Source organism: Cellulosimicrobium sp. BMG9.22, from assembly GCF_059159975.1.
Genome location: NZ_JBZGBY010000017.1, coordinates 75,087 through 90,639, shown reverse-complemented (window position 1 = coordinate 90,639; position 15,553 = coordinate 75,087). Strand labels below are relative to the sequence as shown.

Here is a 15,553-nt window from a genome sequence, read left to right as displayed (position 1 = left end):
CGGACTGGCGCGCCGTCGCCCTGGTCGTTCGTCCGCGCGTCACGAGCGCGCCTTGACGTCCTTCGCACACGGTCCGCCCCCACCGCTCGTCTGACGGTCCGGCTTCCCGTGGGTCCGGTCGGCCCGGTTGCTGTGCTCGTCCGGTCTGGTCGGTCAGGCGGTCGCCCAGACGCCCAGCTCGTTGCCGCTCGGGTCGAGGAAGTGGAACCGGCGGCCGCCCGGGAATTCGTAGGGGCCGCGCACGACCTCTCCCCCGGCGGCGGTCACCGCGGCGAGGGTCGCGTCGAGGTCGTCGGAGAACAGCAGGACGAACGGGCCGCCTCGCGAGACGTCGTTCTTCTCGGCGAGGCGGAGGCCGCCCGCCTCCTCCTTCCCGCCCTCGGCCGGCGTGCGGATGCCGGCGTACTCAGGGCCGTAGGGCACGAACTCCCAGCCGAACACCGCCGCATAGAACGCCTGCGCGGCGGCCAGGTCCGTGACGGGAAGCTCGACGTAGTCGATCGAGTGATGGATGCCGTGCGCGTGGTTTCCCATGACCCGACCCTGCCACGCGCCCCCGACACGGCCCGGGGACATCGCCGCGGGGTCGGACCGAGCGCTCGGACGACCCGTCACCTCCCGACGTCGCCCGTCCCGGCCGTCACCCGCCCGTCCGTTCGGCACTCCGCTGGGCTGTTCGGCACCTTGAGCTGCCGAACCCAGCCCGACCTGCCGAACGGTGCGGGAGGTGCCGAACGGTGCGGGAGGTCCAGGGCGGGACGAAGCCAGGTCGGGGCGGGTCGTGTGCGAAGGGCGTCAGAGCCGCGCTCCAGGAAGCGAGGACGACGGACCAGGGCGACGGCGCGGCAGCCCGGGCACACGACCCGACCCGACCACCCAGCCCGACCACGCGGGCCGTAGACCCGACCCAACCGACCCGACCCGACCGACCCGACCCGACCACGACCGGGCGACGACCCTAGGCTGGGCCCATGCACGCGATCGTGGCCCGCGAGGCGGGTGGCCCTGAGGTCCTGGAGTACACCGAGCTGCCCGACCCGTCGCCGGGACCGGGCGAGCTGCTCGTCCACGCCGCGGTGGCGGGCGTGAACTTCATCGACACCTACAAGCGCTCCGGCGTGTACGCGATGGACTACCCGCACGTCGTCGGCAGCGAGGGGGCCGGGACGGTCGTGGAGGTCGGCGAGGGGGTCGACGAGTTCGCGGGCGGCGACCGGGTCGTGTGGACCGAGGCACCGGGGTCGTACGCGGAGCTCGTCGTCGTCGCGGCCCGCGAGGCGCTCCACGTCCCGGACGCGGTGTCGTTCGAGGACGCGACCGCCGTCGCGCTCCAGGGCCTCACCGCGCACTACCTGTGCACGTCGTCGTACCGCGTGCAGCCGGGCAACCGGGTCCTCGTGCACGCGGGCGCGGGCGGCGTCGGGCTGCTGCTGACCCAGATGCTCGTCGCGCGCGGAGCGCACGTGATCTCGACCGTGTCGACGCCGGAGAAGGCCGAGCTGTCGCGCGCCGCGGGTGCCGAGCACGCGATCCAGTACACGGCGTTCGCGGACCTCACCGCAGAGCTGCCCGAGGTCGTGCGCGGGCTCACGGGGGGCGAGGGCGTCGCCGCGGTGTACGACTCGGTGGGCAAGGACACGTTCGACGCGTCGCTCGCGTCGCTGCACCGGCGGGGCACGCTCGTGCTCTTCGGCGGGTCCTCCGGCCAGGTGCCGCCGTTCGACCCGCAGCGGCTCAACGCCGGTGGCTCGCTCGTCCTCACGCGCCCCAAGCTGGCGGACCACACGGCGACGCGCACCGAGCTCGTCGAGCGCGCGACCGAGGTGCTCGGCGCGGTCGCCGGCGGGACACTGCACGTGCGGGTGGGCGCCACGTTCCCCCTCGCCGACGCAGCCGACGCGCACCGCGCCCTCGAGGGGCGCGCCACGACCGGCAAGGTCCTGCTCCTGCCCGACGGCGGAGCCGCGTGAGCTGGGACTGGGTACCTCCGCGTCCGGGGGAGCGCGACGGGTCCGACGGCGGCCCCTCCCCCGCGCTCCGACGCGCGGTGACCGTGCTCGCCGTCCTGGTCACGGGCGCGTTCGTCGCCTACTACCTGACGATCGGGGTGCGCCAGGGCGAGGACCGCTGCCTCGCCGAGCGGCCCGCGGGCGTCAGCGCGGGACAGGTCGAGTCCCGCTGGCGGTGGTGGCCGCCGGGCACCGAGTGCGTCTACCCGGCCGGGACGACCGGCGAGGACGTCGCGCGAGCCTGAAGCGCGTGGAGGTGGTCGACCGGCCCACGGCCCGTCCCGACCCGGAGCGCGGCGCCGGCCCGGAGCGCGCCCGTGAGCCACTCCTTGGCCTCCCGCGCAGCCTCGTCCCAGCTCTCTCGCTGAGGACGCAGCGCGGCGAGCGCCGCCGAGAGCGAGCACCCGGTGCCGTGCGTGTGCGGCGTGTCGACGCGCTCGCCCTCGAACGTCGTCACGACGGGCGCGGAGCCGCGTCGCGGGGCGACGAGGGCGTCCGGCGAGGTCGCGCCGCGCAGGTGGCCGCCCTTGAGCAGCACGACGACGCCGCTCGCCGTGGCGTACGCGCTCGCCTGCGCGAGCGCGTCGGCCCAGGTCTCGGCGGCGGTCGGGCCCGCACCCCCGGCGGGCGCGGCCAGCACGGCGAGCTCGGGGAGGTTCGGGGTGACGACGTCGGCGCGCGTCGCGAGGTCGCGCACGGCCTGCTCGGCTCCCTCGTCGAGCAGGCGATGACCCGAGGTCGCGACCATGACCGGGTCGAGGACGACCCACGCGCGCGGCGCGCCGACGGCCTCGCGCGCTGCCCCGAGGTCGTCGAGCCACGCGGCGATCGCGCGCGCGTTCTCAGCGTCGGCCACCATCCCGATCTTCACGGCGTCGATCTCGACGTCGTCGGACACGGCGTCGAGCTGCGCGCGCAGGAAGTCCGGGCCGGGCACGTGCACCGACCGCACCCCGTGCGTGTTCTGGGCGACGAGCGCCGTCGTCACGGCCATGCCGTACGCCCCGTGCGCGCAGAACGTCTTGAGGTCCGCCTGGATGCCGGCGCCTCCGGTCGGGTCGGTCCCCGCGACCGACAGCACGCGCGGCCGGGACGGCCGGTGGCCGGCGTCCGGGGCGGCGTCAGGGCCCGGGGCGGGATCGATCCCGGGTGCGGACGAGGAGGAGGGTGCGGACAGGGCGAGCGTCATCGCCGGACATCCCTTCGCTGGTACGAGCCAGAGCAGGTTCGACGGGTCTCATCTCAGCCCCGTCGTGCGGGGCACCCCGTGTCGTCCGTCATGCTAGCGCGCGTCAGCCCTGGTGGATCGCCTCGCCCGCGATCTCGAGCGTGACCTTCTTGCCGACCAGGAACCCGCCGGTCTCGAGCAGCACGTTCCACACGAGCCCGTAGTCCTCGCGGTCGAACTCGCCGGTCGCGTGGAAGCCGAAGATGTCGCGCCCGTAGGGGTCGCGCCGCGCGCCGCCGTACTGCATCGTCAGGTCGACCCGGTGGGTGACGTCGCGGATCGTCAGGAGGCCGCTGACGAGGAAGCGGGCGGGAGCCGCGGACGTCTGCACGCGGTCCGACGCGAGCTGCGCGCGCTCCGGCGAGCGGTTGCGCAGGCGGGCCCACGCGAGGATCTGGTCGTCCTGGCTGCCCTGCCACGTGACCGACGTGCTGCGGAACTCGAGCGTCGGGAAGGTCTCGACGTCGAGGAAGTCGGCGCTGCGCAGGTGGACGTCGCGGTCCTCGTGGTGCGTCGTGAGGCTCGCCGTGTCGATCGTCGCGCTGACGGCGGAGTCCAGCGGGTCCTCGCCGACGAGGACCGTCGCGCTCGCCCGGGTGAACTCGCCGCGCACGGGCGCGACCATCATGTGCTGGCCCTGGAAGCCGACGCGCTTGTGCGCCTCGTCGAGGACATAGGTCCCGGCGTCGGGCACGGTCATGCCGTTCCACTGTCGGACCGGCCGTGTCGTGGTCATCCGTCGCCTCCGGCGTCGTCGTCGAGCCGCGACAGCGGTGTCCGCCCGGTACTGGTCAGGTGTCTCGACTCAGCATTCCCGATACCTAGGTGAACATTCAACTATCCGGAGGGTGACGTTCACGACCCGCGCACCGAGCGGTCCGGGTCACCGGGCGGGGAGCGCTCCGGGCATCGGGTCGTCGTCGCCCCAGCGCGTGACCCGCAGACGGCGCGCGTCCGGTCCCGGCAGGTCGACGCCGTCGCGGGCCGCGGCGTCGGTCGCGGCGCGCAACGACTCCGGCGAGTCGTGCGTGACGCGGACGAAGGCGCCCGAGAACGCGTCGAGCTCGCCCCGGGCGATCGCGACCACCATCTCGACGGTCCGCGCCACCGGCGTCCACTCCGTGCGGTCGGCATGCATGTCCATCGACGCGGTCATGTCGGTCTGCACGACGCCCGGCGCCACATCGAACGTGCGCAGCCCGCGCGCGAACCCGGAGCGGTGCAGGTTCGCGCCGAGGCGCAGGAGCGCGGTCTTGCTCGCGTTGTACGCGCTCGCTCCCTCCATGTCGTGCGACCCGGCCCCGCTGTTGAGGTCCACGACGCGGCCACCGCCGCGCGCGAGCATCCCGGGCACCACGGTCCGGGCGAGCAGGAACGGCCCGCGCACGTTCGTCTCGACGATCGCCCACCACTCGTCGGGGTCGGCCTCCCACAGCGGGACCTCGGCGTCGACGCGGCCCGCGTTGTTCACGAGGAGGTCGACGCTCCCGAGCACCGCCTCCGCCTCGCCGACGGCGGCCTCGACGGCGGACGCGTCCGTCACGTCCGCCGTCACGACGACGGCGCGGCCTCCGCGCTCGTCCCGCGCACCCTGCGCCGCGATCTCGTCGGCGACGTCCGCGAGCTTGTCCGCGTCGCGGGCGAGCAGCGCGACGTCGACGCCCGCCGCGGCGAGACCGACGGCGATCGCGCGGCCGATGCCGCGCGACGCCCCGGTCACCAGCGCGGTCCGGGCGGGCGCGACGGCCTCGACCGCCGGGCCGGTGCCGTCCGTCGCGCCGCTCATGCCCGCAGCTCCGCCCCGACCCGCTCGCGTGCGGCCACGACGGCGCCGTCGCGCACGCGCGCGACGTCGTCGGCGGTCAGCGTCCGGTCCGCGGCCCGCAGGCGCAGCGAGAACGCGAGCGACTTGCGGCCCTCGCCCACCTGCTCGCCCGTGAACACGTCGAACAGCGCGAGGTCCTCGAGCAGGTCGCCGGCACCCTCGGCGACGGCGGCCCGCAACGCCTCGGCGGTGACCGCCGCGTCCACGACGAACGCGAGATCCTCCTTCGCGGCGGGGAACCCGGACACGGGCGTCGCCTGCACGGGCGACTCCTGCGACCCGGCGACGAGCGCCGACAGGTCGACCTCGAACGCGACCGAGCGGGCCGGGAGCCCGAGGTTCTCGAGCACCTTCGGGTGCAGCTCGCCGGCGTGCCCGACGAGAGTCCCGTCCGCGAGCTCGAGGCGGGCGCAGCGCCCGGGGTGGAAGGGGGCGCGCGCCGTGTCCGCGACGACGGTCACCCGGGCACCCACACGCTCGGCGACCAGGCGGGCCGCGGCCAGCGCATCCGTCCAGTCCGCCGCGCGACCCGGCCCCCACCAGCCGGCACGCTCGCGCCGCCCGACGAGGACGCCCGCGACGTGGCGCGGCTGGGCCGGGACGGCGGCAACGATCGCCGCGAGGTCCTCGTCGCTCGGCCGCACGCCGCCCGGCAGCGCCGGGGCGGCGGGTGCGCCGGGGCGCGGGTGCGTGACGAGCCCGACCTCGAAGAGCGCGACGTCCGTCAGGCCGCGGCCGACGTTACGGCGCACGGTCTCCAGCAGCGTGCTGAGCACGTCGGTGCGCATGAGGGGCCGGTCGTCGGCGATCGGGTTGAGCAGGCGCAGCGCACGACGGCGGTCGTCGTCCGCGGGCAGGCGCAGGGCGTCGTGCTCGGTGTCCCCGACGAACGGGTAGCTGAGCGTCTCGACGAAGCCGTCCTCGGCGAGCGCCCGCGCGACCGAGCGACGCACGCGCTGCTCACGGGTCAGCCCGCGACCGCCCGGCGCGGCCGGGAGGACCGACGGGATCTCGTCGTAGCCGACGAGGCGCGCGACCTCCTCGACCAGCTCGGCGGGCTCGGTGAGGTCGGGACGCCACGACGGCGGGGTCACGACGAGCGAGTCCGCCGCATCTGGGCCGTCGACCGCCCGCTCGACGGTGCAGCCGATCGCACCGAGCGCGCCCACGACCTGCTCGAGGGTGTACGGCACGCCGACGAGGCGCTCCGCCTCCCCGACCGGGAGCCGGATCGACGACGGCGCGGGGACGCGGTCGAGGTCGCTCACCGCCGGGTCGGCGGTCCCTCCCCCGAGCTCGACGAGCAGGTCGACCACGCGCTGCGCGGCGACCGCGGGCAGCCGCGGGTCGACGCCGCGCTCGAACCGCTTCGCGGCCTCGCTCGACAGCTTGTGGCGCCGGGAGGTGCGTGCGACCGACACCGGGTCGAAGTGCGCAGCCTCGACGAGCACCGCGGTCGTCGTCGGACCGACCTCCGAGGACGCGCCGCCCATGACGCCCGCGAGGCCGAGCACGCGCGACCCGCGCTCCCCCTCGGGGCTGTCCGTGATGAGCAGGTCCTCGGGGTCGAGCGCGCGGTCGGCGTCGTCGAGCGTCACGAGGCGCTCGCCCGGCGTGGCTCGGCGCACGACGATCGGACCGGCGACCTGGTCGAGGTCGTACGCGTGCAGCGGCTGCCCGAGGTCGAGCATCACGTAGTTCGTCACGTCGACCGCGAGCGAGATCGGCCGCATGCCCGACGCGGTGAGCCGGCGCTGCATCCATGCGGGCGTCTGCGCCCCCGGGTCGATCCCCCGCACGACGCGCGTGACGAACCGGTCGCACCCGAGAGTCCCGTGGATCGGCGCGTCGTCGTCGACCTCCACGGGGAAGCCGTCAGGCGTGGCCGCGGGCGTCGGCGTGGGCAGCGACGCGGGCAGGCCCGGGTCGGTGAAGCGGGCCCCCGTCGAGTGCGAGAACTCGCGCGCGACGCCGCGGTAGGAGAACGCGTAGCCGCGGTCGGGCGTGACGTTGATCTCGAGCACCTCGTCGCCGAGGCCCAGGAGCGCGATCGCGTCCTGGCCCGGCGTGAGGTCCTCGGCCGCGTAGCCGAGGCGCGGCAGCACGATGATGCCGTCGTGGTCCTCGCCGAGGCCCAGCTCGCGCTGCGAGCAGATCATGCCGTCGGACACGTGCCCGTACGTCTTGCGGCTCGCGATGGGGAACGGTCCGGGCAGGACGGAGCCCGGCAGCGCGACGACGACGAGGTCTCCGGGGCCAAAGTTGTGCGCGCCGCACACGATGCCCCGCGCACCGCCCGCCGGCATGTCGGCGGGGTCGACGCCCTGGATCTCGGCGACGTTGTGCTCCTGGCCGACGTCGACCAGGCACCAGTTGATCGTCTTGCCGTTCTTCTGCGGCTCGGGCGACATCTCCAGGACGCGGCCGACGACGAGGGGTCCCGTCACGGCCGCGCCGTGGATCGCCTCCTCCTCGAGGCCCACGCGCACGAGGTCCGCAGCGAGCCGCTCGGCCGTGAGGCCCTCCGGCAGCTCGACGTGGTCGCCGAGCCAGTCGATGGCGACGTACGGCATCAGATCTCCGTTCCGAACTGGGCGGAGAAGCGCGCGTCGCCCTCCACCATGTCGTGCATGTCCGCGATCCCGTGGCGCAGCATGAGCGTGCGCTCGATGCCCATGCCGAAGGCGAAGCCCGAGTACACCTCGGGGTCCACCCCGACGGCGCGCAGCACGTTCGGGTTGACCATCCCGCAGCCGCCCCACTCGATCCAGCCCGGCCCGCCCTTCTTCTGCGGGAACCACAGGTCCATCTCGGCGCTCGGCTCGGTGAACGGGAAGTAGCTCGGGCGCAGTCGCGTGCGCGCCTCGGGCCCGAACATGGCGCGCGCGAACGCGTCGAGCGTCCCGAGCAGGTTCGCCATCGTCAGGCCCTTGTCGACCGCGAGGCCCTCGACCTGGTGGAAGACGGGCGTGTGCGTCGCGTCGAGCGCGTCCGTGCGGAACGTCTTGCCCGGGCACGCGACGTAGAGCGGCACGCCGCGCTCGAGGAGCGAGCGCGCCTGGACCGGGGACGTGTGCGTGCGCAGCACGAGGTTCGACGGCACCGCCGTGCCGTCGTCGCCGTCGGTGCCGTCGGGCCCCGCGACGTAGAACGTGTCCTGCATCTGCCGCGCGGGGTGGTCGACGCCGAAGTTCAGGGCGTCGAAGTTGAACCACTCCGTCTCGACCTCGGGTCCGTCGGCGATCTCCCAGCCGAGGCCGACGAAGAAGTCGGCGACGCGCTCCTGGAGCGTCTCCAGCGGGTGGCGCGCCCCGGACGGCGTGCGCCGCACGGGCAGGGTGACGTCCACGGCCTCCTCGACGAGGACGCGCTCGTCGCGCTCCGTCTCGAGCTCGGCCTGGCGCGCGGCGAGCGCCTGGTTCACGCGCCCGCGCAGCGGGCCGAGGAGCTTGCCCGCCGTCTTCTTGTCCTCCGGAGCGAGCGAGCCGATCTGCCGGTTCGCGAGCGCCAGCGGGCTGCGGTCGCCCGTGTGCTCCGTGCGCACGAGCTTGAGCGCGTCGAGGTCACCGGCCGCCGCGATCGCGGCGAGGGCGGCGTCGAGCGTGCGCTGCAGCGCGTCGGCGTCGAGCGGAGAAGGGGCGGAGAGGGTGTCCGGGTCGTCGGACCCGCGCGGGGCGGGGGCGACCTCGGCGTCAGGGCTGGACATGCGTGCCTTCCTGGCGAGGGCTGGACTGGAGCCTGCGGCGGTGTGGCCCCGCGGGATGCGTCACGCGGGGCGGACGCGCGAGGCGCGCACGGGTGCGCGCGTCGGCGTCATTCTAGGGCGCCCGTCCGGGGCCGGTCCGTCCCGCCGCCGGCGGGAGGGGTGCACGCGTCAGTCGCGCGGGCCCGTGACGGGCCCGGGAAATCGACGATCGTCTCGCGTGCGCACCGGGCCATCCTCGCACACGGGGACCGGACGGGCCATGGAGTTCGTCGGGCACCGTCGTCAGCCGGGAGGCGCCGTCCCGGCGAGCGGCACGGACGCGACGGTGCGGTGCACGGGGCGCCCCGAGGCGTCCGACAGGTCGGATTCGACCAGGTGCAGCTCCGCTGCGGTCCAGGCGGGCCCGGAGTAGACGGCGAGCGCCGCGGCCGGCGCGGCCAGAGGGTCGCCCGCCGTCGGGTCGGGCGCGCCGCGGCCGTGGCTGCGGGCCCGGGCGGTGGCTCGGCGCTGCGCCTGCCGGGCGCCGGCCGCCGCACGGGCGACCGTGAGGTGCGCGCGCTGGCGCGGACGGCGGTCGAGGCGCACACCCGCCTCTCCCGCCGCCGCGGCCACGGAAGCGTTGAGGTCGCGCAGCGCGTCGGCGCCCTCTCCCCCGACGCCGACCCACAGCACGCGCCGGTCGAAGACCCCCGCCCCCTGCAGGCGCAGCGACAGAGGCGCGACCTCCGCCGCCTCCGGCTCGAGTGCGGCGGCGAGGTCGGGGACGGCGCCCTCGGGGACGTCGCCGAAGAACGAGACGGTCAGGTGCCACAGCTCGGGCGGCGTCCAGCGCACGAGCGGCCCGCCGTCGGACCGGCGTGCCTCGAGCGCGTGCGCGCTCGCGAGGGCGAGCGCGAGGTGGTCGAGCGCTGCACGGTCGGGGTACAGCGCGGCGAACAGCCTCATGCGCTCCTCCCCCGTGGACCGACCGGACGGTGCGCGCGGCTCGACGCGTAGAGGCACACCGTGGCGGCCGTCGCGAGGTTGAGCGACTCCGCCCGGCCTCGGATCGGGACGCGCACGACGGCATCGGCGAGGGCACGGTCCGCCTCCGGCAGGCCCCAGGCCTCGTTCCCGAAGACCCACGCGGTGGGGCGGGCGAGGTCCGTCGTTCCCTCTGCCAGGTCCGCGGCCGGCGCGTCGGCAGGGGTGCTCGCGACGTCGAGGAGGTCGTCGAGGTCGAGGTCTCCGGCGCCGTCGGCCGCGAGGACGAGCAGGCCCGCGGTGCGCAGCGCGTCGACGGCCTCGGCGAGACCCACGCCGGTGATCACCGGGAGGTGGAACAACGACCCGGCGGTCGACCGCACGACCTTGGGGTTGTGCACGTCGACGCTCTCGCCCGCGAGCACGACGGCGTCCGCGCCCGCCGCGTCGGCGGCCCGGATCACGGTGCCCGCGTTGCCCGGGTCGCGGACCGTCGCGAGGACCGCGACGAGCGCCGGGCGGTCACGACCGGGCGCCGCGAGCGAGCGGAGGACGTCCTCCAGAGAAGGGGTCTCGACCCGGACGACGGCCAGCACGCCCTGCGCGTCGTCGCTCATCGCCGAGAGCACCTCCGCCGTCGCGACGTGGAGGTGCAGCCCGGCCGCGCGGGCGTCGGCGACGATCTCCGGGTGACGCGCGCACGCCGCCGGCGTCACGTAGACGTCGCGGACCCGGGCGGGTGCATGGCGCACCGCCTCGCGCACGCCCTGCGGCCCCTCGACGAGGAGCCGGCCGTGGCGCGAACGCGCCGAACGCCCGGACAGTGCCCGGACCGCCTTGACCCGGTCGCTGCGAGGGTTCGTCAGCGTGGGTTCGAGCGGGCCGGGCGCCGTCCGGGCGTCCGTTGCGTCGTGGGCGCTGGTCAGGCTGCGACCTTCGGCGCGTTGACGTCCGCGGGGAGAGCGTCCTTCGCGACCTGGACGAGGGCGTTGAACGCCGCCACGTCGTTGACCGCGAGCTCGGCGAGCAGGCGACGGTCGACCTCGACACCCGCGGCCTTGAGGCCCTGGATGAGGCGGTTGTACGTCATGCCCTGTGCGCGCGACGCAGCGTTGATGCGCTGGATCCACAGCTTGCGGAAGTCTCCCTTGCGCGCCTTGCGGTCACGGTAGGAGTAGACGAGGGAGTGGGTGACCTGCTCCTTCGCCTTGCGGTAGAGGCGCGAGCGCTGGCCGCGGTAGCCCGCTGCGCGCTCGAGGGTCGTACGGCGCTTCTTCTGGGCGTTGACCGCCCGCTTCACGCGTGCCACGTGATGCTCCTTGCAGTTCGGGGCTCAGGGGTGAGCCGGTCGGTGACGGGTCCCGTCACCGCGCCGGATCACTTGCCGAGCAGCTTCTTGATGGTCTTGACGTCGGCGGGCGAGACCACCTGGTCCGAGGCGAGGCGACGCTTGCGCTTGGTCGACTTGTGCTCGAGGTAGTGGCGGGCGTTGGTCTGCTCACGCATGACCTTGCCGGTACCCGTGATGCGGAAGCGCTTCTTGGCACCCGAGTGCGTCTTGTTCTTCGGCATGTCTGCCGTCTCTCCTTGTGTCCGGTCAGCCACCTCGCGGTGGCCGACGTGCTCGGGTCCGGGCCGGTGGGCCCGGACCCCGATCAAGTTCGTGCGGCCGTCAGCCGGCCTTGCCGCGCGGCGCGGGCTTCGGCGTGGGGCGCGGGACCCCCGGCTTGGGGACGGCAGGCTTGGGCGTCGCAGGCTTCGCCGAGTCGGACGTCGCGGGCCTGGGCGCCGCGGCCGGTGCGGGCGGGCGAGGCGCTGCAGGCTTCGAGTCCGCAGCCGACCGTGTCGACGGACGTGGACGCGACGACGGAGCGGGCGCGGCCTTGGGCGCCGGGGCGGCCTTGGGCTCAGGAGCAACCTTCGGTGCCGGTGCGGGGGCGGCAGGCTCCGGCGCGACCGCATTCGCAGCCGGCGTCGGCTCGGGTGCGGGCGTCGGCTCCGCGGCGGCAGCCGCTGACACCTCCTGCGCCACGTCCTCGACCACGGGGACCTCGGTCTCCTGGACCTCGGCCGACTCCTGCACGCCCGGCTCGTCGGTACCCTTCGTCGCCGCTCGCTGCGCCGACTTGGTGAGCCGCGGCTCGGCCTCCTGAGCGCGCTTGCGCTGCTCGCTCTTGGCGTCCGCCTTCTTCTTCACCGGGCCGAGCACCATGGTCATGTTGCGGCCGTCCTGCTTCGGCATCGACTCGACGAAGCCGAGCTCCGCGACGTCCTCCGCCAGACGCTGCAGCAGGCGCACGCCCATCTCGGGGCGCGACTGCTCACGACCACGGAACATGATCATGACCTTGACCTTGTCGCCCGCGGCGAGGAAGCGCTCGACGTGGCCCTTCTTGGTGCCGTAGTCGTGGGGGTCGATCTTCAGGCGGAAGCGGATCTCCTTGAGGACGGTGTTCGCCTGGTTCCGCCGCGCCTCGCGCGCCTTCATGTCCGACTCGTACTTGAACTTGCCGAAGTCCATGAGCTTGCAGACGGGCGGGCGGGCGTCCGGGGCGACCTCGACCAGGTCGAGGTCGGCGTCCTGGGCAAGGCTCAGGGCAACCTCGGTGCGGACGACGCCGACCTGCTCCCCGCCGGGACCGATGAGTCGGACCTCGGGGACGCGGATCCGATCGTTGATGCGAGGCTCGCTGATGTGATGCTCCTAGGAAGTCGTCGGTAGACCGCCCGGAACGAGAAAGGCCCCCGTCCCTGAGCGCAGGGTGGAGGCCATCGGTCGGGCCGCGCGCGACAGGTTCGCGACGACCACAGCGGCCGGAGTACCCCGCAGGGCACCCGTCCGGACCAGGACCCGGCCTCTGTCGCGACGTGCGTCGACGGTCGAGACCCGGGTGGGATGGAATCCACTTGCGCACCTGCACGGCACCCCACACCCCCGAGGGTCGGGGACGAACGGACGCACAGGTCGGTCAGCGATCAAGAATAGCAGAGCCTCAGGACCGCCCGGACGGGGAACGGGGAAGGACGCGCTGCCCGGCACTCGTGACGACCGCACTCCTGGTCTCAGCTCTACCGATCCACTCCATCATTGGAAGTACTCCAAAGAGCGTGGTTAGGATCAGGCCATGACGACAGCAGCACCGACATCCGCTGCGCCGACCGATCCGGCAGGGACCCGTCGCGCCCGGCACGAGCAGGAGCTGCGCGACCACGGGCTGCGCGTCACCGCGGCGCGGCTCGCGGTGCTGGACGCCGTCGCGGCGCAGCAGCACGCCGACGCCGACGACGTCCTGCAGGCGGCCCGGTCCGCACTCGGCTCGGTGTCCGTGCAGGCCGTGTACGACGTGCTGCACACGCTCACCGACACGGGCCTGGTCCGCAGGATCGAGCCCGCCGGCCACCCCGCGCGCTACGAGCGTCGCCTCGGCGACAACCACCACCACGTCGTCTGCCGTCGCTGTGGCACCGTCGCCGACGTGGACTGCACGATCGGCCACGCTCCGTGCCTCACCCCCAGCAGCACCACGGGCTTCCGGATCGACACCGCCGAGGTGACGTTCTGGGGCCTGTGCGCCGACTGCGCGGACTGACGCCCGACCGGCCGGCCACCGCGGGCGCCGTCGGCGAGACCCTCGCGCCAAACCGTCCCACCACCCTCGAGCAGCCCACCACACCCACTTCCTGACCGGTTTGTCACGAACACCCGTTAACGGCCCGCTCCGTCGGGTCACGGAAGGAGCACCATGACCGCCCCCTTCACCACCACGAACGCCGGCGCACCTGTCGCCTCGGACGCTCACTCGCAGTCGGTCGGCGCCGACGGCCCGATCGTCCTGCACGACCACTACCTCGTCGAGAAGCTCGCGCAGTTCAACCGCGAGCGCGTGCCGGAGCGCGTCGTGCACGCCAAGGGCGGGGGCGCGTTCGGCACCTTCACGGTCACCCAGGACGTGAGCGCATACACGCGTGCGGCGCTCTTCCAGCCCGGCACCACGACCGAGATGCTCGCGCGCTTCTCGTCCGTGGCCGGCGAGCACGGTTCGCCCGACACGTGGCGCGACCCTCGCGGATTCGCGCTGAAGTTCTACACGACCGAGGGCAACTACGACCTCGTCGGCAACAACACGCCGGTGTTCTTCCTGCGCGACGGCATCAAGTTCCCCGACTTCATCCGCTCCCAGAAGCGACTCCCGGGCTCGAACCTGCGCGACAACGACATGCAGTGGGACTTCTGGACCCTGTCCCCGGAGTCCGCCCACCAGGTCACGTGGCTCATGGGCGACCGGGGCCTGCCGTCGAGCTGGCGCCACATGGACGGCTTCGGGTCCCACACCTACCAGTGGATCAACGCCGCGGGCGAGCGCTTCTGGGTCAAGTACCACTTCAAGACCGCACAGGGCATCGACAACCTCACGCCTGACGAGGCCTCGCAGCTCGCGGGCTCCGACTCCGACCACCACATCCGCGACCTCCACGAGCACATCGAGGCGGGCGACTTCCCACGCTGGACGCTCTCCGTGCAGGTCATGCCGTACGAGGACGCGAAGTCGTACCGCTTCAACCCGTTCGACCTCACGAAGGTCTGGCCGCACGCCGACTACCCGCTGATCGAGGTCGGCGTCATGGAGCTGAACCGCAACCCGGAGAACTACTTCGCGCAGATCGAGCAGGCGACGTTCGCGCCGAGCAGCTTCGTGCCCGGGATCGCCGCGAGCCCGGACAAGATGCTCCTCGCGCGCATCTTCTCCTACGCCGACGCGCACCGCTACCGCGTGGGCACCAACCACGCCGAGCTGCCGGTCAACGCGCCGCACGCGGCCGCCGAGGGCGGGCACTCGTACGCGAAGGACGGCGCGATGCGCTACTCGTTCTCGTCCGCGACGACGCCGGTCTACGCGCCCAACAGCCGCGGCGGGGCGCACGCCGACCCGGCCCGGGCCGCCGAGTCGCTCGGCTGGGAGGCGGACGGCGAGCTGACGCGCTCCGCCGCCGCCCTGCACCCGGAGGACGACGACTTCGGCCAGGCCGGCACGCTGTACCGCGAGGTCTTCGACGACGCCGCGCGCGAGCGGTTCCTGGAGACCATCACCGGTCACGTGGGCGCCGTCCGCAGCGAGGACATCCGCGAGCGCGCGATCCAGTACTGGACGTCCGTCGACGCGGGCCTCGGTCGTGCGCTGCGTGCCGCGCTCGAGGCACAGGGCGCCCCGGTCGACGGGGGCCAGCCCGGCACCGCCACGGAGCCGGTCCGCGTCTGACGCTCCCCGTTCCGGGCCCACGCGCGAGATAGCGATCCCCGGCCGAGAGAGCGACGTACCTGACTCGTACGTCGCTATCTCGGCCGGAGATCGCTATCTCGGCAAGAGAGCGTGGCGGCGCCTGTCGAGGTGCACACCACGACGCCGCCGGATGGAAAGATGGTCGACATGAGTACCGAGAACGCCGCCGTGCCCGACCCGACCACCGACGCGGTGCGGGACATCGCCGACGTGGCGGCCGTCGAGGTCATCACGTCCGCCGCCGTCCACCTCATGAGCGCTGCCGCGGTCAAGTGCGGCCTCGCCGAGGACGCCGAGGCCCAGGGCCACCTGGACCTCGACGAGGCGCGCAAGCTCATCAACGCGCTCGCCGCGCTCGTCACCGCGAGCGCCCCCGACATCGGCAACCAGCACGCGCGCTCGCTGCGCGACGGGCTGCGCTCGCTCCAGCTCGCGTTCCGCGAGGCCTCGGTCTACCCGGACCCCCTCGGCGAGGGCCCGGGCGAGAAGTACACGGGCGCCGTGAGTTGAGCACGCCGTCGGTCCCGCCGCAGCACGGCGCCG

At 74.0% G+C, this 15,553-nt stretch carries 16 protein-coding genes and 1 riboswitch; of the genes, 5 read left to right on the top strand and 11 right to left on the bottom strand.

What is annotated here, in order from left to right; genetic code table 11:
- Positions 1–153: 153 nt before the first annotated feature.
- Complete coding sequence (locus AC4H2H_RS12810; protein WP_494371188.1) at positions 154–534, bottom strand: VOC family protein; 381 nt, start codon at positions 532–534, stop codon at positions 154–156.
- A gap of 437 nt (positions 535–971) precedes the next feature.
- Between AC4H2H_RS12810 and AC4H2H_RS12805 the strand changes: the two genes are divergently transcribed.
- Both AC4H2H_RS12805 and AC4H2H_RS12800 read left to right on the top strand, forming a co-directional pair.
- Entirely contained in the window at positions 972–1,970 is a 999-nt protein-coding gene (locus AC4H2H_RS12805) for a quinone oxidoreductase family protein (RefSeq protein WP_494371187.1), read from the top strand.
- Positions 1,967–2,254: a hypothetical protein gene (locus AC4H2H_RS12800; RefSeq protein ID WP_494371186.1), complete on the top strand. Its 288-nt coding sequence runs from the start codon at positions 1,967–1,969 to the stop codon at positions 2,252–2,254. Before AC4H2H_RS12805 ends, AC4H2H_RS12800 begins: the two co-directional genes overlap by 4 nt.
- On the opposite strand, the gene thiD is transcribed toward AC4H2H_RS12800, so the two are convergent.
- From thiD to infC, 10 genes are all read right to left on the bottom strand, one after another.
- Positions 2,212–3,198 (bottom strand): bifunctional hydroxymethylpyrimidine kinase/phosphomethylpyrimidine kinase, encoded by a 987-nt coding sequence (thiD, locus tag AC4H2H_RS12795; protein ID WP_494371185.1) that lies wholly within the window; start codon positions 3,196–3,198, stop codon positions 2,212–2,214. The genes AC4H2H_RS12800 and thiD overlap by 43 nt on opposite strands.
- Positions 3,191–3,287, bottom strand: a riboswitch (TPP riboswitch). (Overlaps the previous gene by 8 nt.)
- 14 nt (positions 3,288–3,301) lie before the next feature.
- Positions 3,302–3,973 (bottom strand): YceI family protein, encoded by a 672-nt coding sequence (locus AC4H2H_RS12790; RefSeq protein ID WP_494371184.1) that lies wholly within the window; start codon positions 3,971–3,973, stop codon positions 3,302–3,304.
- Between the two features lie 147 nt (positions 3,974–4,120).
- On the bottom strand, positions 4,121–5,023 hold the full coding sequence (locus AC4H2H_RS12785) for an SDR family oxidoreductase (protein WP_494371183.1): 903 nt from the start codon (positions 5,021–5,023) through the stop codon (positions 4,121–4,123).
- Positions 5,020–7,635: a phenylalanine--tRNA ligase subunit beta gene (gene pheT, locus AC4H2H_RS12780; protein WP_494371182.1), complete on the bottom strand. Its 2,616-nt coding sequence runs from the start codon at positions 7,633–7,635 to the stop codon at positions 5,020–5,022. The genes AC4H2H_RS12785 and pheT overlap by 4 nt, the downstream gene beginning before the upstream one ends.
- The gene (gene pheS, locus AC4H2H_RS12775; protein WP_494371181.1) at positions 7,635–8,768 is read right to left on the bottom strand and encodes a phenylalanine--tRNA ligase subunit alpha; all 1,134 of its coding nucleotides are present in this window, start codon (positions 8,766–8,768) and stop codon (positions 7,635–7,637) included. Before pheS ends, pheT begins: the two co-directional genes overlap by 1 nt.
- A gap of 282 nt (positions 8,769–9,050) precedes the next feature.
- Positions 9,051–9,713: an RNA 2',3'-cyclic phosphodiesterase gene (gene thpR, locus AC4H2H_RS12770; protein ID WP_494371180.1), complete on the bottom strand. Its 663-nt coding sequence runs from the start codon at positions 9,711–9,713 to the stop codon at positions 9,051–9,053.
- Positions 9,710–10,597 carry a TrmH family RNA methyltransferase gene (locus AC4H2H_RS12765; RefSeq protein WP_494371194.1) on the bottom strand — a complete coding sequence of 296 codons (888 nt, stop codon included), beginning with the start codon at positions 10,595–10,597 and terminating at the stop codon, positions 9,710–9,712. Before AC4H2H_RS12765 ends, thpR begins: the two co-directional genes overlap by 4 nt.
- A 56-nt stretch (positions 10,598–10,653) precedes the next feature.
- Positions 10,654–11,040 carry a 50S ribosomal protein L20 gene (rplT, locus tag AC4H2H_RS12760; protein WP_494371179.1) on the bottom strand — a complete coding sequence of 129 codons (387 nt, stop codon included), beginning with the start codon at positions 11,038–11,040 and terminating at the stop codon, positions 10,654–10,656.
- Between the two features lie 68 nt (positions 11,041–11,108).
- Positions 11,109–11,303: a 50S ribosomal protein L35 gene (rpmI, locus tag AC4H2H_RS12755; RefSeq protein WP_494371178.1), complete on the bottom strand. Its 195-nt coding sequence runs from the start codon at positions 11,301–11,303 to the stop codon at positions 11,109–11,111.
- Between the two features lie 100 nt (positions 11,304–11,403).
- Positions 11,404–12,375 (bottom strand): translation initiation factor IF-3, encoded by a 972-nt coding sequence (gene infC / locus AC4H2H_RS12750; protein ID WP_494371193.1) that lies wholly within the window; start codon positions 12,373–12,375, stop codon positions 11,404–11,406.
- Positions 12,376–12,856: 481 nt separating this feature from the next.
- On the opposite strand from infC, the gene AC4H2H_RS12745 reads away from it, so the two are divergent.
- The 3 genes from AC4H2H_RS12745 (at position 12,857) to AC4H2H_RS12735 (ending at position 15,520) form a co-directional block, all read left to right on the top strand.
- Positions 12,857–13,321 (top strand): Fur family transcriptional regulator, encoded by a 465-nt coding sequence (locus AC4H2H_RS12745; RefSeq protein WP_494371177.1) that lies wholly within the window; start codon positions 12,857–12,859, stop codon positions 13,319–13,321.
- 153 nt (positions 13,322–13,474) lie between these two features.
- Positions 13,475–14,989: a catalase gene (locus AC4H2H_RS12740; RefSeq protein WP_494371176.1), complete on the top strand. Its 1,515-nt coding sequence runs from the start codon at positions 13,475–13,477 to the stop codon at positions 14,987–14,989.
- Positions 14,990–15,157: 168 nt separating this feature from the next.
- The gene (locus tag AC4H2H_RS12735; RefSeq protein WP_494371175.1) at positions 15,158–15,520 is read left to right on the top strand and encodes a DUF1844 domain-containing protein; all 363 of its coding nucleotides are present in this window, start codon (positions 15,158–15,160) and stop codon (positions 15,518–15,520) included.
- Positions 15,521–15,553: the final 33 nt, after the last annotated feature.

What these genes read in the sequence shown, in the direction of transcription:
- AC4H2H_RS12810 (WP_494371188.1), bottom strand. Translation starts at nt 534, where the DNA reads ATGGGAAACCACGCGCACGGCATCCATCACTCGATCGACTACGTCGAG.
- AC4H2H_RS12805 (WP_494371187.1), top strand. Translation starts at nt 972, where the DNA reads ATGCACGCGATCGTGGCCCGCGAGGCGGGTGGCCCTGAGGTCCTGGAG.
- AC4H2H_RS12745 (WP_494371177.1), top strand. Translation starts at nt 12,857, where the DNA reads ATGACGACAGCAGCACCGACATCCGCTGCGCCGACCGATCCGGCAGGG.
- AC4H2H_RS12735 (WP_494371175.1), top strand. Translation starts at nt 15,158, where the DNA reads ATGAGTACCGAGAACGCCGCCGTGCCCGACCCGACCACCGACGCGGTG.
- thpR (WP_494371180.1), bottom strand. Translation starts at nt 9,713, where the DNA reads ATGAGGCTGTTCGCCGCGCTGTACCCCGACCGTGCAGCGCTCGACCAC.
- thiD (WP_494371185.1), bottom strand. Translation starts at nt 3,198, where the DNA reads ATGACGCTCGCCCTGTCCGCACCCTCCTCCTCGTCCGCACCCGGGATC.
- rpmI (WP_494371178.1), bottom strand. Translation starts at nt 11,303, where the DNA reads ATGCCGAAGAACAAGACGCACTCGGGTGCCAAGAAGCGCTTCCGCATC.
- pheT (WP_494371182.1), bottom strand. Translation starts at nt 7,635, where the DNA reads ATGCCGTACGTCGCCATCGACTGGCTCGGCGACCACGTCGAGCTGCCG.
- pheS (WP_494371181.1), bottom strand. Translation starts at nt 8,768, where the DNA reads ATGTCCAGCCCTGACGCCGAGGTCGCCCCCGCCCCGCGCGGGTCCGAC.
- AC4H2H_RS12740 (WP_494371176.1), top strand. Translation starts at nt 13,475, where the DNA reads ATGACCGCCCCCTTCACCACCACGAACGCCGGCGCACCTGTCGCCTCG.
- AC4H2H_RS12785 (WP_494371183.1), bottom strand. Translation starts at nt 5,023, where the DNA reads ATGAGCGGCGCGACGGACGGCACCGGCCCGGCGGTCGAGGCCGTCGCG.
- AC4H2H_RS12790 (WP_494371184.1), bottom strand. Translation starts at nt 3,973, where the DNA reads ATGACCACGACACGGCCGGTCCGACAGTGGAACGGCATGACCGTGCCC.